A 15,416-nucleotide genomic window follows, 5' to 3' on the forward strand; every position below is an offset into this window, starting at 1 on the left:
GTGACGTGTCTTTGACCAGCTTCCCCACCCGGTTTCAGATAAAAAGCAAGGTAAAGACGAGCTGGTTAGATTGCATGAAAGGTAGAAAAACTTGGTGAGTAGAAAGGGATAGTATTGAGTTAACGGAACGTCGATACCGTCACAGCGTCTTCTCCACCACGCCACCCTTCCGGCTGTCGACCGAAACCGTGTATTTGCCACCACTGCCTTTCACGATCCAGCGGACTTTCACGTACCCCATGCCCGGAATGTTCGGCACCTCGATCGTTGCGGGGTTGTTTTTCTGCTCTTTTGTGATATTCAGATCGGCATTTTCGACAATCATGGCCGCCAGTGGCGTGGCTCCTTTCAGCGTGATGTAATCGGGCCGTTCAATTTTAAACCGGATGTCGTGCGAGGAGTGCGTGGGAATCACGCGCTGGTTCACGACGGTGGCCGTCACTTCCGTCAGGCCGTTGCCGAGCGGTTTTGTGGTGATGGCCTGAACGTCCAGTTTCGGCGTCTGATGGGCGTGGAAAAGCGTGAACGACATGTTCCGGTGGGCGTCTTCTTCCAGCATAAAACCGGGGTGATTCCGGATGTAATTCTTCTTGGGGCCGCCAATTTCGATGTCGCCATACTGCGGGTGTTTGAACGGTTTCCAGGCCACATACGCGTCATCGAACAGCAGATATTTCCCAAACTGATTGAACTCATCGTTCTGAAACCGGTTGCTTTCTCCCGGTTTTTGCCGGAACAACAGATACGACGACATCAGCTCGTTCGAGAACGTGAAAACGCCACGGCCCAACGCAAACCAGTCGATTTCGCCACCATAAACTGTATACAAATCCTTGTAAATCACGTAATAATTGTAGCCGGGAATGATTTTTTCGCCCGTTCGCCCGATCACGTCATACACCGCAATGTCACTCGGATTGTAATATTGCTGATCTTCTTCCGCACCCGGTCCGCGCAGCATCATCCCGCCGTAGTTGTGATAGCTCTGGGCACCAGCGATGTTCGGGTGGGCGATGACGTATTTCTTGATGGCCTGCGTTTCGGGCAAGGTACCCGGATAAAACAGCGCCCCGCCCTGAATGTAATCGGGTTGCCAGCCCCAGCCCCAGTCGCGGTTGGGGTCGTAGCGTCCGGCCACATCTTCGTTCACCTGTCCGTCGCCATCGTTGTCGATGCCTTCGTAGCCCAATAGTTCGTATTCACCCGGTTCTTCGGGCTTGGCCGGAATCATGCGCGTTGGGTCGTTGGGGTCCTGTTTCATACGGCCCAGCGGGGTTTTTCGGCGCATCAGCACGATGTTGCCGTCGCCATCCAGATCGTCGTATTTGTCTTCATCGATCTCGCCATCGCCGTCGTCGTCGAACGGCATCAACCCCGAGCGGGGTGAGTTGGGGTTGTTGGGATTTTTGATGAAGTCTTCCCGCGCGTCGAGGTTGATGCTGGGCGCGATGTAAAACACCTTGTCTTTCAGCAACTGGGTCGTAAACTCGATGGTGCCAAAATTCTCGGCCAGATACCAGGCCGTATACATCGCGATTTCCGACCCCTGCAACTCGTTGGAGTGAATGTTGCCGTCGATGTAAAAACCGGGTTTGCGCTCCACGTTGCCGGTTTTGAAATCACTCACCACCAGCACCCACAAATCGCGGCCCTGAAACGTTTTGCCCATCGATTCGAGCTTCACCAGATTCGGGTGGGCTTTGGCCATATCCTGGCAAAACTTCGTAATCCCGGCGTAGTCGTTGTAGTGATTCCACCGCATCGGCACTTTCGGATTGGCGGGAGACCCCACGGCCCGTAAACCCGTCAGATCGTCGTTCTGCGCCGGTTTCTGCTGCGCGAAGAGAGCGAGAGGAATTCCTGTTAGGAAAAGAAAGAATATCTTTTTCATAAAAATTTTCTCTGATTACCTCTGATGTTCTCTGATCAACTCTGTGAAACACTATTAATCAGAGTTGATCAGAGAACATCAGAGTTGATCAGGGTTTATTTAAGGGTGATGTCGATTGATTTAGTGCCGGTCATGGCGTTGCCAGCTTCGAGGGTGGCGCGGCCCGTGCCGGAGACGAGGAACGTGACTTCCATTGACTCGCCAGCCGCCATCGGACTGCGCAGAATCCGCTTCCGGCCCGACACCACGGTTTGGCCGTTGCCGGTTCGCAGTTCAATTTTCATTTTCGGAACAAACCGCACCCGGTCACCAATCTCGGAACCGGTCGGCAGCAAACCCCGGTTGATGACCTGCGCCGTGACCCGCGTCAGTCCGCCCGAAAGCGATTCCGTTCGCAGGTTTACCACGTCGATTACCGGCATCTGGCGGACAAAAGCCGTCATGAATTTCAGGTGTTTGTCGGCGATGTCGTTCAGGAACGAAACCGGCGGATTTAGTTTGGCAAACGGAGCGATACCGCCCACTTCTGCTTTCCGGCCCGGAAAGTCGGGGTGTTCGATGGGTTGCCAGTTGACAAACACCTCGCGGACGTTGTTGGCATCGGCCCATTTCAGAAACTTCACATCGTCGTTGTCCGACGGTTTTGCAGCGGCTTTTCCCTTCGTTGTATCTGACGAAGCAGTGGCTTTGGGTGTCCACCAGCCCGGTGTCGAGAAACTAAACCGCCCGTAGTGGTAATAGGCGGTTTGGGCAAAATTGCCTTTGGTGGGCGGCATCGGTGGCGCATCTTTCAAGGCTGTCTGGCTGTTGTAGAGCTTCGAAACCTGATCGCCGACGGGGGCGTCTTTTTCCAGAATACCGGTGACGATTCGCCGGGCGGTTTTGGTTCGGTCGAATTTCGGCGCTTCCGAAAGGTTGTTGTACGGCCCGAAGGTGAAAACCGCGTAGATGTTGGGGGCTTTGTACAGAAAATCGAGCAAGGCCCGGTTTTCCGGTTCCGACACCGGCATCTCGCCCGAACCCGGCGTGAAGAACGGATAATCGAAGGTGAAATTTTTGTCCAATGCGACTCCACCCGCGCCGTCTTCGTTGAACACGCCGTCTTTATCGTTGTCGGTTCCTTCCGAGATCACCAGATAACGACCCGTTTCAGACTTTGCCGGGTCGGCTTTCACCAGCACGCGCGGGTCGTCTTTGCTGGAAACAAACGTGCCGGTCGGGTCTTCTACGCGGATTTGCGTGATCAAACCGTCTTTGTTCAGGTCTTCAAAAGGGTCTTCGTTCAGCCGACCGTCGCGGTCGTCGTCCGTGTCGGCACCGTTGCCGGTTCGTTCGTAGCGCAGTTTGGCCACAAATTGTTCCTGGGCGTCGGGATTGATGCTGGGGAAAATATAAAACGTCTTGCTATCGAGCAACCGGGCCACGCTATCCTGACCGGAAGCCGCCAGCAGTTTTTCGGCGAGTTGAACGGCCAGTTCCGTACCAGCCAGATGCGCCCCGTGAACTCCGGCAACGATGGCAATGGCCGGTTTTTGGGCTGCCGCTCTACGCCCGACCGTCAGTAGCCAGACGTCTTTTCCTTCGCGTGATTTGCCGATGGACTGTAGGTTGGTCAATGCGCCGTAGCGGCTGGTCAGGGCTTTTAATCGGGTTGAAAGTTGAGCAGAAGAGGGATATGATCCAGCAGGTGGTGTTTGCGCAACGGCCTGGAAAAAGACCGCAAAGCAACTCAGAACGCCCGCCAGCCCGGCCGGGAGAAAACGGTGTTTCATGAAAAACGGGTAAACAAATTTTGAAAGATGGAGCGAAGCGTTAAATTTAGATAATTTGCGGTAACTTTTTAACCCCGTCAGGGTCTTCGACCGCTGACAGCGGTGAAAAAGTTACCGCAATATTCTTCTCAAAGAAACCAAAAGTTTAACCGCTGTCAGGGTCTCCGACCGCTGACAGGGTTTTCGCCCTAAACCCATGAACGCAGATCGTCGTACTTTTTTACAGTCTCTGGCCGGTTTGGCCGCGCTGCTTCCGTTGACCAAAACCGCTGTGGCCGAAGCCAAAACCGCTGCCGCCGGGCGACCGCAGATTGCCTGCAACCAGTATACCTGGCACACGTTTTATCAACGGCAGGGCCGCAACTGGTCGGCGGATTTGGATGCGTCGCTGGCCGATTTTGCCAAATCGGGTATTGTCGGGTATGAGCCGTCGATTACGTCAGCAGACGAAATCCGGAAGCTGGCGCCCTTGCTAACAAAACACAAGCTGGAGATGCATTCGCTGTACGTCAACAGCACTTTGCACAAAGCTGATGAAGCCGATAAAACGCTGGCAACGGTGACGGCCATTGCGGATGCGGCCCGTCCGCTGGGGGTGCGGCTGGTGGTGACCAATCCCAGCCCGATCAAGTGGGGGAGTGGGGAGGACAAAACCGATGCGGACTTAGCCACACAGGCCGCCAACCTGGACCGGCTCGGGGCCGAACTCCGGAAGCGGGGCATGACGCTGTCGTACCATACGCACGACGTCGAAATGCGCAATGCAGCCCGCGAATTTCACCACATGATGCTGGGAACCGATCCCAAAAATGTGTCGCTTTGTCTGGACGTACACTGGATTTACCGTGGTTCGGGCAACTCGCAGGTCGCTTTGTTCGACATTGTGAAACTCTACGGAAAACGCATCACGGAACTGCACCTCCGCCAGTCGAAAAACGGTGTTTGGGCGGAAACCTTCGGCGACGGCGATATCGATTACCCGCGTCTGGCCAAAGAGCTAAAAAACCTCGGAATCCGCCCGCATCTGGTGTTGGAGCAATGCATCGAAAAGCAATCGCCCAACACGATGGACGCGCTGACCGCCCACCGGCAGGATTTAAAAGAGGTGAAGGCGGTTTTTGGGAGTTAGTTTGCCGGTTTACAGTTTTCGGTAAACCGTATACTTAAAAACCGTAAACCGATCATTCCTCCGCCAGCGTTTGCGAAATATTCATCCGGTAGACGCCCAAAGCCGGGAGTGCTGCGGCAATGATCCCGATCAGGACGGCGACGCCCAGCACCAGCCATTCTTCGGGCAGGATGCTCAGGTTGTTCAGGCTGTAATGGAAATTGCGTTCGGCGCGCATCGAGAACAGCAGTAAACCGATGCGGCTGAGAACCAGCCCTAACAGGAAACCGATCAGAGAAAGCGTCAGTCCTTCCAGTAGCAACATGCCGAAGAGTTGTGTCCGGCCAGCACCCATCGAAAGCATCAGCGCCATTTCGTACTTGCGTTCTTTCAGCGAATTGTAAAGCGACACAAATACGCTGATGCCCGCGATGAGCATGATGGCCACCGCCAGCCCGCGCAGCGTATCGACGCCAATGCCCAGCAAATCGAACAGGCGGTTGATTTCGATGGCGGGCAGAGCCGCCAGCAGTTTGGAGTTGTCGTTGATGCCACGGGCCACCATCATGCCCATTGGATTCCGGAACTTCACCAGCATGCTGGTAATTTCGCGGGGTGCTTCGGCTTCGTGATCAGGATCTTCGTCGGCGTGTGCTTCACCCTCGTGATCATGTTCCTCGCCCTCGTGTTCTTCGTGGTGCTCATGAATCGCCCAAACGCTCGACAAAGGGGTGAGAATCAGTTGATCGATGACGCTGTTGCTGGGGTTGAAAATACCGACGACCTTGTATTTCGTCTCGCCGTGTTCTTCGCCATTGCCGTCCAGCCCGTGCGAACCGGCGAAAGTATCGCCTAGTTTCAGACCGGTCGTTTCGGCCACGCGGGCGCCAATGGTCACTTCCAGGTCTTTCTGAAAAAGCGCGCCCTGGTCGACGGTGGCTTCAAAATGATCGACGTATTTTTTGTTCGTACCGACGATCCGGAAGGTTTTGTAACTATCGCCCATCGAAAGCGGAATGGCGGTTTTGATCATCGGGTTGCGGGTCAGCCGTTCGGCATCTTCCAGCGGAATGTTGCCCGTCGGCGAATCGATCTGGTAGATGCTCGACAGAATCAGTTGCAGCGGGCTGCCTTTCGCGCCCAGCACCATGTCGATGCCTTTGACGTTACGGGAAAACTGCTCGTCCAACTGCTTGTTCAGCAGCAGTAACAGTGAAATGATCGTGATGCCCAGCGTCATCAGCAAACCACTCAGAAAACTGCTGAGCGGTTTATCTTTCAGATTGGCCCAGCTTATTTTAAAAAGATTCATACGTTTCTATAGAATCACCTGATTCGAAAATTCGTCTTTCAGTCGCTGGTCGTGCGTCACCACGATCAGACTGGCCCCAATTTGTTCGGATTGTTCGCGCAGCAAGGCCACTACCCGGGCGCAGTTGACGTCGTCGAGACTGGAGGTGGGTTCGTCGGCCAGAATGACCCCCGGTTTGTTCATAACGGCCCGCGCAATGCTCACCCGTTGCTGTTCGCCCTGACTCATCTGGTGGGTTTTCTTGTTCAGGTGTTCGGCAAAGCCCAGATGCGCGGCCAGTTCGCGGGCGCGGTTTTTGTCCTGCGGGTTTTTGGCTAAATAATTGGCCAGCAGAAGGTTGTCCATTACCGAAAGTGCGCTGACGAAATGCGGTTTCTGGTAGATTATACCCACATGAGCGGCCCGGAAGGTAGCGGTTTTGGCTGGAGGGAGTTGGGTCAGATCGGTCTGGTCGATGGTCACCGAGCCGTTCTCCGGTCGAAGGAGTAACGCCAGCAAGTGTAGCAGCGTGGTTTTGCCCGTACCGGATTTTCCCAGAATCAAAACCGCTTCGCGGTCGTTACAACGGATGTCCGGAAAGGCGAATCGTTTGGTCGGTGCGTACGAAAAGGTCAGTTGATGCGATTGAAGCATACGGCTAATATCATCAATTTTTTTCGAAAGATACGTAGGTTTGTAGCGTTATTGCGTTCCATTTTGATCAATCCATGAAGCGAATTGCCATTTTTGCCTCCGGCTCCGGCTCCAACGCGGAGAAAATTGCCGGGTATTTGACGGATCATCCCGACATCGAGGTCACGTTGATCCTGACCAACAACCCGAAAGCGGGGATCATTGAGCGGGCGCGCCGGGGTTTTGGCCCCGACCAGAAACTACACATACCGGTTTTGGTGTTCGACCGAAAGACGTTTTACGAAACCAATCGCATTGTGGAACTCCTTCAGAAACAGGAGATTGATTTGATTGTGCTGGCGGGTTTTATGTGGCTTATACCGGAAGCCCTGGTTCAGGCGTTTCCTCAACGGATGATCAATATTCATCCGGCTTTGTTACCAAAGTTTGGCGGCAAAGGCATGTACGGTCATTTCGTGCATGAAGCCGTGGTTGAAGCTGGTGAACTGAAGTCGGGCATCACGATTCATTACGTGAATGAACAGTATGACGAAGGAAACATCATTTTTCAGGCTTCCTGCGCGCTCGAACCATTTGATACGCCGGAGGATGTGGCCCGAAAAGTGCAGGTGCTCGAACACCGGTATTATCCGGAAGTGGTGGAAAAGGTGTTAATGAATATCGAATAATGAATACTGAATATCGAATACTGAAGTTTAGACCGGGCGGTTTCGTGGGATTGATTTTCCTGATGGCGAGTCTGGCGGGGTGCTTTCGACCGGCGATTCCGATTTCGATGTCGCCCAATTATCCGGTGGATGTATTCTACGAAAATCAGCAGCCTGACCGGCCGTTTACAGAAATGGAATGGCTGGAATACAAGGAAGAAGTGCCGCTGACCCAACAGCAGCAGGAGCCGATCAAGGGGCGCATGGTGAAACGGGGCAACAACATCGAGCAAAAAGAACTGCTGCTGGCGCGCTTAACGATGCAGGCGAAAAAACTGGGAGCCGACGCGCTGATTGCCGTTCGGTACCAATACTACAGTTCGGCAACCGTCAATGGGTATTCCATGCGGGGAATGGCCGTGAAGTACCAGAAGGAACGGGAAGTGGGGCAGTAAGGTTACTTTACCTCGTCGTAATCCACGTATTCGCCCCCTTTCAGCTTGGAGTCGGTGGCACCGGGCGTAGTCGTATAAACGCGGGTCTCGCCTTCGCGACCGCCCTGGTTGAAACGCTCATTGGCTTTACGCTGTTCTTTAGCAAGTTGGCGGCCGACCAGCAGCCAAAAGAAAAACCGTCGTACCGGTGGTACAAAGGCGATCAGGAGTAGAAGAACGAATAAGAATTTAAAAATCATGCTGAACGACCGGGTGTTCGGGTTATGAGATAAAGATATAACGCAAAAGCGGATTAAACAGTTGCTCTACTGTTGAATATATCGATTATAAAACTCGCGTGGCGACAAAATCTCGGTCTTCTCAAAGGTAACCAGGTCCAGCAGATCACGGTCGCCGGTGATAATAAAGTCCGCATTAACATACTGAGCTACTTGCAGGATGTGGTTATCGTCGGCATCACGGCAAACTGTAGGTAACTCGGAGTCAGGAAAAACCACTTGATGGCGTATCCGTATTATTTCATTAATGGCAGAACGGCGTTCGATAGAACAGCGGAATTTGGGAAGACCTAATTTTTCATCTAACTCGTTGAGAATCCATTCGGAAGTGAATAGTTGAAAATTTACCGCGCAAAAATCGTGGACTTTGGCAGAGAAACCGGGAAAGGCAAAGGTAGAGATAAAGACGTTGGTGTCGAATACAATGACTGTCGAAGCCAGTAGGCTTGGGCGAGTTTCCATGGTAAAGTTAAATTAGAAATGGAAACCGACTACCCCTTAGCCGATTGGTGTAAAACTAAGCAATTATTTGTTAAACTCAGGAAATCTCTCTGAAAATATCTTCTTCCGATTGAAAGCCTGCTTCTTGGACAACACCTTTCATTTCCTTGCGAATCTGATTCACTTTTTCCAGATACAAATAGTCGGCTACAATCTTCTGAATTAACTTTTCGGAGGATAAGTTGAGTTGCCTGGACTTCTCCTGTAAGTCATTGAAAGCATTTTCTTCGAGCGACAAGGTCAGGACTGTCATGGTTCTCTTTTTAATAAATATCCGACTTCATAACGTAAAAAACAAAAAAACAGTTGAGTCAACCCAGAATAGGTCGGCTCAACTGTTTTGTAATTAGTATTCGATTACCGGCTCAGATATAAATTCCGCTCGGAGTAGACTTTCTGGAAAAACTCGTCTTCGAGGTCGTCGATGAAGTAAATGCCTTCACCGGTCGATTTCATTTCCGGGCCGAGTTCCTTGTTTACATTCGGGAATTTGTTGAACGAGAAGACCGGTATTTTGATCGCATAGCCTTTTTTGACCGGTTTGAAGTCAAAATCCTTCACTTTTTTCTCGCCGAGCATCACCTTCGTCGCGTAGTTGACATACGGTTCCTGATAGGCTTTGCAAATGAACGGCACTGTCCGCGACGCCCGGGGGTTGGCTTCGATGATGTACACCATTTCATCTTTTACCGCAAACTGAATGTTGATCAGTCCAACGGTTTTCAACGCTTTGGCAATCGTCCGGGTGTGGGCTTCGATTTGCTGGATGACGGCGTCACTCAGGTCGAAAGTCGGCAATACGGCGTAGGAGTCGCCCGAGTGAATCCCGGCCGGTTCGATGTGCTCCATGACCCCGATGATGTAGACGTCCTCCCCATCGCAGATGGCGTCGGCCTCGGCTTCAATGGCATTTTCAAGGAAGTGATCGAGCAGAATATTGTTGTCGGGAATGTCGTGCAGAATTTTGACGACGTGTTGCTCCAGTTCCTGTTCGTTCAAAACGATTTTCATGCTCTGACCCCCGAGAACGTAGCTGGGCCGCACCAGAAGCGGAAAACCCAGTTCGCGTGACAGCTCGACGGCCTCGTCGGAACCGCGTACCGTTCCGAATTTCGGATACGGAATGTTGTAATCCCGCAGCAGCGCCGAGAAACGGCCGCGATCTTCGGCCAGATCGAGGGATTCGTAATCCGTTCCGATGATTTTAATGCCGTAGCGCGTCAGTTTTTCGGCCATTTTCAAAGCCGTCTGCCCCCCCAGCTGCACAATGACCCCCACCGGATTTTCGTGCATGATAATGGCGTGGACGTGTTCCCAGAAAACCGGCTCAAAGTAGAGTTTATCGGCAATGTCGGGGTCGGTCGAGACGGTTTCTGGATTACAGTTGATCATGATCGTCTCATAACCACACTCCTTGGCGGCCAGAACGCCGTGTACGCACGAGTAATCGAACTCGATGCCTTGCCCGATGCGGTTTGGGCCGGAACCGAGGATCACCACTTTCTTGCGATCGCTTGTGATCGACTCATTTCCGGCTAGCAAACCAACGGGTAGAGCCCCTGTTTCGGGGAAATCGCCACCGGCACTGGGCAGTTGCGGGCTGTTAAACGTCGAGTAGTAATAGGGCGTCCGGGCTTCAAACTCAGCCGCACAGGTGTCTACGCATTTGAAGACGCGCCGGATGTTGTGCTCCTGACGAAAATCGTAAATCTTGCTTTCCTTCACCCCCAGCAAATGCGCCAACTGGCGGTCGGCATAGCCTTTCTGCTTGGCTTTCAGAATCAAAGCGGCCGGCACATCGTCCAGATCATACTTTCCGATCTCCTTTTCCAGTTCCACCAGTTCCTCAATCTGGTATAAAAACCATTTGTCGATTTTGGTCAGATTCTGGATGGTTTTGAATGACATGCCAATCTTGAAGGCGTCGTAGATATGGAACAGGCGGTTCCAGCTTGGGTGCGCCAGGCTTTGGGTCAGGGCGGCCTGGTCGGTCAGTTCACGGCCGTCGGCACCCAGGCCGTTGCGCCGGATTTCGAGCGACTGGCAGGCTTTCTGCAAGGCTTCCTGGAAATTGCGGCCAATGCCCATCGCTTCGCCCACGGATTTCATTTGCAGACCCAGCGAGCGGTCGGCACCCGGAAATTTGTCGAAATTCCAGCGCGGCACTTTCACAATCACGTAATCGATAGCGGGTTCGAAGAACGCCGAAGTCGAGCCGGTGATCGGGTTGATCAGTTCGTCCAGGTTGTAGCCAATCGCCATTTTGGCCGCGATTTTCGCAATCGGATACCCGGTTGCTTTCGACGCCAGGGCCGACGACCGGCTCACGCGCGGGTTGATTTCGATGGCGATGATGGAATCGTCGGCCGGGTTGACCGAAAACTGCACGTTACAGCCGCCGGCGAATTTCCCGATGCCGTCCATCATTTTAATGGCCAGATCGCGCATTTGCTGGTAGAGCGTATCGGGCAGGGTCATCGCCGGAGCCACCGTAATGCTGTCGCCGGTGTGAATCCCCATCGGGTCGAAGTTCTCGATGGAGCAGATGATGATGAAGTTGCCCGCCCCGTCGCGAAGGAGTTCCAGCTCATATTCTTTCCAGCCCATCACGCTCTGTTCAACCAGCACTTCATGCACCGGCGACGCGTGCAGCCCGTTGTTGAGTGCCTGATCGAAGTCTTCCGGCAGGTCAACAAAACCGCCCCCGGTTCCGCCGAGGGTATAGGAAGGCCGGATAACGAGCGGAAAACCGATTTCCTGAGCAATTTCTTTTCCTTCGAGAAACGAACGGGCCGTGCGTCCTTTGCAAACGCCAACCCCCAGTTCGATCATTTTCAGCCGGAATTTCTCCCGGTCTTCGGTGGTCTCGATGGCTTTGATATCCACGCCAATGATGCGGACGCCGTACTTTTTCCAGACACCGGCTTTATCGCAGTCGATGGCTAAGTTCAGGGCCGTTTGGCCACCCATGGTCGGTAAAACCGCATCGATGGGGTGACCCTCTTCCTGATGCTTTTTGAGAATTTCGACGATGGATTTTTTCTCAAGCGGTTTCAGATAGACGTAATCGGCATTGATCGGATCGGTCATGATCGTGGCCGGATTCGAGTTAATCAGCGATACCTCGATGCCTTCTTCGCGCAGCGAACGGGCGGCCTGTGAACCGGCATAGTCGAATTCGCAGGCCTGACCGATGACAATAGGGCCGGAGCCGATAATGAGAATCGAACGGATGGAGGAGTCTTTGGGCATTACAGTGAGACGAATGAATAATGAATCTGGCAACCGTTGCCACGGCAAACCGATGAAAAATGTGTGTCAATCCTTAACACACAATCACTATTCCTGACCCCCTGAAACGTACTGGCCCGAAGCGAAAACAGGTTGGCACAGCGACCGGAACGCAGACACAGGGCGAACCGTTTAGTTGCTTCCGAAGCCAATCTGTTTCGGTATGGTCAAAAATCCCACAAAATTAGTGGATGGAGACGAATTAGGAAGAAAAACTTTTAAATGTTTTTGTCGTTGCACCCGGAAACCGCAGTGCAACGACAAAAACGCTATTTTTTAGTAACAAAGATCAAATCCTGGTAATCAACGGTATTGAGTCGACCACACCAGTTGCCAAACTTAATATCGCGAATGGTCAAGCCCGCTTTTTCAAACGCTTTCCGGGCGTAGGTCTCGTCGAACGCAATCATACTTTCGGGCAGATCCTGCAGATACACCATCGTGTTGTCCGTAAAAGGCGTCAGGTGTCGTTCGTACTTGTTTTTTCCTTCGGCATTCAACCGGCGGGATTCTTCGTTCAGCAAAAACATGGTGATATAGCCCCGCGCGCCCTTCTTCAACGTCCGCGAGATTTCGGCCAGATACCGCTCAAAATCCGGTTCGAGCATGTGGGTAAACACCGAATTCAGAATGACATAATCGAAGGTTGCAGACTCAAACGGAAACCGCAGCTCGTGGGCCTGCATGGTTCCGTTCGGGTTATACATCTTGTTGTAGACGTTCAGGTGGTGAAAGTTGAAGTTCGGGAAGCGTTTGTGTACTTCCTTGTTACACCAGTCTACGCCGTCTTTGACGATCTCGATGCCGTCGTATCCACCGGGCGTTTTCAGGTAGTCGGTGAGGGGAATGGCCAGCCGGCCAATGCCGCTGCCGACGTCCAGAACGCGGTCGGTTGGCTTCAGGTCGCCGATTTCTTTCATCCGGTCAATCGTGAGTTTTCCTACTTTCCTGAAATCGCCGTCACCGATAAAAATCATCCTGGACGGAGGAGTGAGGGCATCCCGTTCGCCGGTAATAATCTCCAGTTGATCGATAACGGAAACCGGAATGACATTCTTTAGTGCGGTTTTTATCGAGTTGGGAATCAAGCTTTTCAGGCCCATTATTGAATTGCTTTTGGTTTAAATAGCAGCCAAGTTAAACATTAAAGCCATTATTTTGTAAACTTATCCCCAAGTTTACGTTCTGGAAGAAACAGATATTTATTGATTGGAAAATTAACGGGTTAGTCTCCTTTACAACTATGATGGTACGTCGACGTGCATGGGTCCTGATAGCGGTGGTTGGTCTGACGTTTGCAGGCTGTTACAAATACGAAGAGCGGGTCTGGCGGACGCCTTCCAACCAGGGTGGTACGTCCGGAACGCCGGGTACGCCGGGCACGCCGGGGGGGAATACGGGCGGAAGCGGTCCCGGAACCTCGCCCATCACCGGTTTGCCCAATCCACCGGCCCGACCTTCTTATATCGATAACGGGTCACTTCGCCTGAGCGTCGATCTGAACATGGGCGGGGCCATCACCTACCTGGCCACGTCGGCCAACGGGCAGAACCTGGTGAACAACTGGGATTCGGGTCGTCAGATTCAGGCGTCGTTTTATGCCGGGCCAACACCCTTTGCGCCGGGCGGCAAACAACCCCATCCGCAGTGGCAGGAGTTGGGCTGGAACCCGATTATGTCGGGCGATGTTTTTGGCAACCGTTCGAAAGTGCTTGAGTCGCGGAATGATGGGCGGGAAATTTACGTCAAAACCGTGCCGATGATCTGGCCCAACGATAATGTGGTGGGTGAATGCACGATTGAAACCTGGATTACGCTCGATAAAAATACCGTTAAAGTGCGTCACCGGTTGAACAACAACCGGAGTGATACGAAACAATATTCGGCGAAACCGCAGGAGTTGCCGGCCGTCTTTCTGAATGCGCCGTTTCGGAATGTCGTTGCCTATACGGGTGCGCGCCCTTTCACCAATGATGTGCTCACCAAAACGAATAGCCAGACGGTCAACGAAATTTTTGGCGGACAGCCGCTGATTTCCCCGGAAAACTGGATGGCGATGGTCAACGATGCCAATTGGGGAGTGGCGGTTTATAAACCGAACCACCACTATTTTATCGGCGGTATTTTCGGAACCTCACCCATTGGGGGCGAATACGACTTCACCACGGCTTACATTACGCCCTCGGCCTACGAAGTGATCGACTACAATATTCAGTATCAGTACGATTATACGCTGGTTGTAGGCACGCTCGACGACATCCGGAAGTATGTCTATGCGCAACCCCGCCCCAAACTGGCTCCGGATTATCGCTTTGTGGCCGACCGGCAATCGTGGTGGTATTATCAGGGCACCGATCGCGGCTGGCCCATTAAAAACGAACTGGATCTGCCACTCGACAACGGCAGTTTCCTGATGATTGGCCCGAACGAAATGTACCAGGCCGCCGATGTGCCGAAGATGTACATCAAAGGTGCTTTCAAAACCGATGCAACGCAGGCCCGGCTTCGGTGGATGGTGCCGAAAGACCCCGAATTTGTGGCTGGAAACTTTGTCGATTTTCCGATTATTGGCGATGGACAATACCGGACGTATGAAATCGATATGACCAAAGTGCCCACCTGGAAAGGCTCCATTATTCAACTCGGTTTTGAACCGGCCCTGGGCGAAAAAGGCGGAGCGGGTAAGTTTGCCAAAATTCAGTCCATCTCGTCCAAACCGTAACGGTTGCCCTTTTTATGAAGATACTGGTTGCCATCGCATCCCTTTTTCTGCTGAGCTACCGCCCCGCTTCTGTGACGGAACGCCCGGATTTCGAACGGTTTTTTACCGAACAGAAACTGAAAGGGTCTTTCCTGCTCTACGATCCGCAGCGCGACCATTACACGGCGTATCAGTTTGAACGTACCCGGCAGGGATTTCTGCCCGCGTCCACGTTCAAGATTCTCAACACGCTGATCGGTCTGGAAACCGGTGTTCTGAAAGACGAGCATTCCGTCATGAAATGGGACAGCGTCAAAAGGGACATCGAAACCTGGAACCGCGACAATACACTCGAAACCGCCTTTCAAGTTTCCTGCGTGCCGTGTTACCAGGAAGTGGCCCGGAAAGTGGGCCTGAAACGGATGCGCGAGTGGGTGGCTAAAGTGGGCTACGGAAAACTGGACATCAACGCCGACAACCTGGATTCGTTCTGGCTGGAAGGCAAGTCCACGATTACACAGGAGCAACAAATCGATCTGTTGCGCCGGATTCACGAGGGCAAGGTGCCGTTTGCACCCAAAAACCTGGCGGTTCTGAAAAAAATCATGCTCATCGACGAAAAACCGGGTATGAAACTGTACGGCAAAACGGGCTGGGCCGGCGGCAGTGCGAATCCCAACATCGGCTGGTTTGTAGGCTACGTCGAAAAAGGCGATAAGGTCTATTATTTTGCCACGAATGTCGAAAGTCCAAAACCGGTTCCCGCTACGTTTGTCCCCGCCCGTCGCCAGATCACGGAAGCGATTTTGAAGGAGCTGGGAATTTGA

Annotated in this window: 14 protein-coding genes; 5 read left to right on the forward strand and 9 right to left on the reverse strand. The window is 52.8% G+C overall.

Annotation, left to right across the window (positions count from 1 at the left end; genetic code table 11):
- Positions 1-139 precede the first annotated feature (139 nt).
- Positions 140-1,891 carry a M14 family metallopeptidase gene (locus ACO064_RS19520; protein WP_421828907.1) on the reverse strand — a complete coding sequence of 584 codons (1,752 nt, stop codon included), beginning with the start codon at positions 1,889-1,891 and terminating at the stop codon, positions 140-142.
- Between the two features lie 95 nt (positions 1,892-1,986).
- Positions 1,987-3,663, reverse strand: a complete 1,677-nt coding sequence (locus ACO064_RS19525; RefSeq protein WP_421828908.1) for a M14 family metallopeptidase — start codon at positions 3,661-3,663, stop codon at positions 1,987-1,989.
- 196 nt (positions 3,664-3,859) lie between these two features.
- Between ACO064_RS19525 and ACO064_RS19530 the strand changes: the two genes are divergently transcribed.
- Complete coding sequence (locus ACO064_RS19530; protein WP_421828909.1) at positions 3,860-4,792, forward strand: sugar phosphate isomerase/epimerase family protein; 933 nt, start codon at positions 3,860-3,862, stop codon at positions 4,790-4,792.
- A 52-nt stretch (positions 4,793-4,844) separates the two neighbouring features.
- Here ACO064_RS19530 and ACO064_RS19535 read toward each other — a convergent pair whose 3' ends face one another.
- Both ACO064_RS19535 and ACO064_RS19540 read right to left on the reverse strand, forming a co-directional pair.
- Entirely contained in the window at positions 4,845-6,083 is a 1,239-nt protein-coding gene (locus ACO064_RS19535) for an ABC transporter permease (protein WP_421828910.1), read from the reverse strand.
- A gap of 6 nt (positions 6,084-6,089) precedes the next feature.
- On the reverse strand, positions 6,090-6,716 hold the full coding sequence (locus ACO064_RS19540; protein WP_421828911.1) for an ABC transporter ATP-binding protein: 627 nt from the start codon (positions 6,714-6,716) through the stop codon (positions 6,090-6,092).
- A gap of 74 nt (positions 6,717-6,790) precedes the next feature.
- Between ACO064_RS19540 and ACO064_RS19545 the strand changes: the two genes are divergently transcribed.
- Both ACO064_RS19545 and ACO064_RS19550 read left to right on the forward strand, forming a co-directional pair.
- Positions 6,791-7,384 (forward strand): phosphoribosylglycinamide formyltransferase, encoded by a 594-nt coding sequence (locus ACO064_RS19545; protein ID WP_421828912.1) that lies wholly within the window; start codon positions 6,791-6,793, stop codon positions 7,382-7,384.
- Positions 7,384-7,818 carry a hypothetical protein gene (locus ACO064_RS19550; RefSeq protein ID WP_421828913.1) on the forward strand — a complete coding sequence of 145 codons (435 nt, stop codon included), beginning with the start codon at positions 7,384-7,386 and terminating at the stop codon, positions 7,816-7,818. The genes ACO064_RS19545 and ACO064_RS19550 overlap by 1 nt, the downstream gene beginning before the upstream one ends.
- A gap of 2 nt (positions 7,819-7,820) precedes the next feature.
- Here ACO064_RS19550 and ACO064_RS19555 read toward each other — a convergent pair whose 3' ends face one another.
- From ACO064_RS19555 to ACO064_RS19575, 5 genes are all read right to left on the reverse strand, one after another.
- Positions 7,821-8,057, reverse strand: a complete 237-nt coding sequence (locus ACO064_RS19555) for a DUF4834 domain-containing protein (protein ID WP_114405469.1) — start codon at positions 8,055-8,057, stop codon at positions 7,821-7,823.
- Positions 8,058-8,123: 66 nt separating this feature from the next.
- Positions 8,124-8,558, reverse strand: a complete 435-nt coding sequence (locus ACO064_RS19560; protein WP_421828914.1) for a putative toxin-antitoxin system toxin component, PIN family — start codon at positions 8,556-8,558, stop codon at positions 8,124-8,126.
- Positions 8,559-8,634: 76 nt separating this feature from the next.
- Positions 8,635-8,850: a hypothetical protein gene (locus ACO064_RS19565; RefSeq protein ID WP_421828915.1), complete on the reverse strand. Its 216-nt coding sequence runs from the start codon at positions 8,848-8,850 to the stop codon at positions 8,635-8,637.
- Between the two features lie 104 nt (positions 8,851-8,954).
- A complete protein-coding gene (gene carB / locus ACO064_RS19570; RefSeq protein WP_421828916.1) occupies positions 8,955-11,849 on the reverse strand; it encodes a carbamoyl-phosphate synthase large subunit in 2,895 nt (964 codons plus the stop codon).
- A 308-nt stretch (positions 11,850-12,157) separates the two neighbouring features.
- A complete protein-coding gene (locus ACO064_RS19575) occupies positions 12,158-12,991 on the reverse strand; it encodes a class I SAM-dependent methyltransferase (protein ID WP_421828917.1) in 834 nt (277 codons plus the stop codon).
- A 140-nt stretch (positions 12,992-13,131) separates the two neighbouring features.
- Between ACO064_RS19575 and ACO064_RS19580 the strand changes: the two genes are divergently transcribed.
- Complete coding sequence (locus tag ACO064_RS19580; protein ID WP_421828918.1) at positions 13,132-14,610, forward strand: hypothetical protein; 1,479 nt, start codon at positions 13,132-13,134, stop codon at positions 14,608-14,610.
- A 14-nt stretch (positions 14,611-14,624) separates the two neighbouring features.
- Positions 14,625-15,416: a class D beta-lactamase gene (gene blaOXA / locus ACO064_RS19585; RefSeq protein ID WP_421828919.1), complete on the forward strand. Its 792-nt coding sequence runs from the start codon at positions 14,625-14,627 to the stop codon at positions 15,414-15,416.

This window comes from Larkinella sp., assembly GCF_965227735.1.
In the GTDB taxonomy this organism is placed as follows: domain Bacteria; phylum Bacteroidota; class Bacteroidia; order Cytophagales; family Spirosomataceae; genus Larkinella.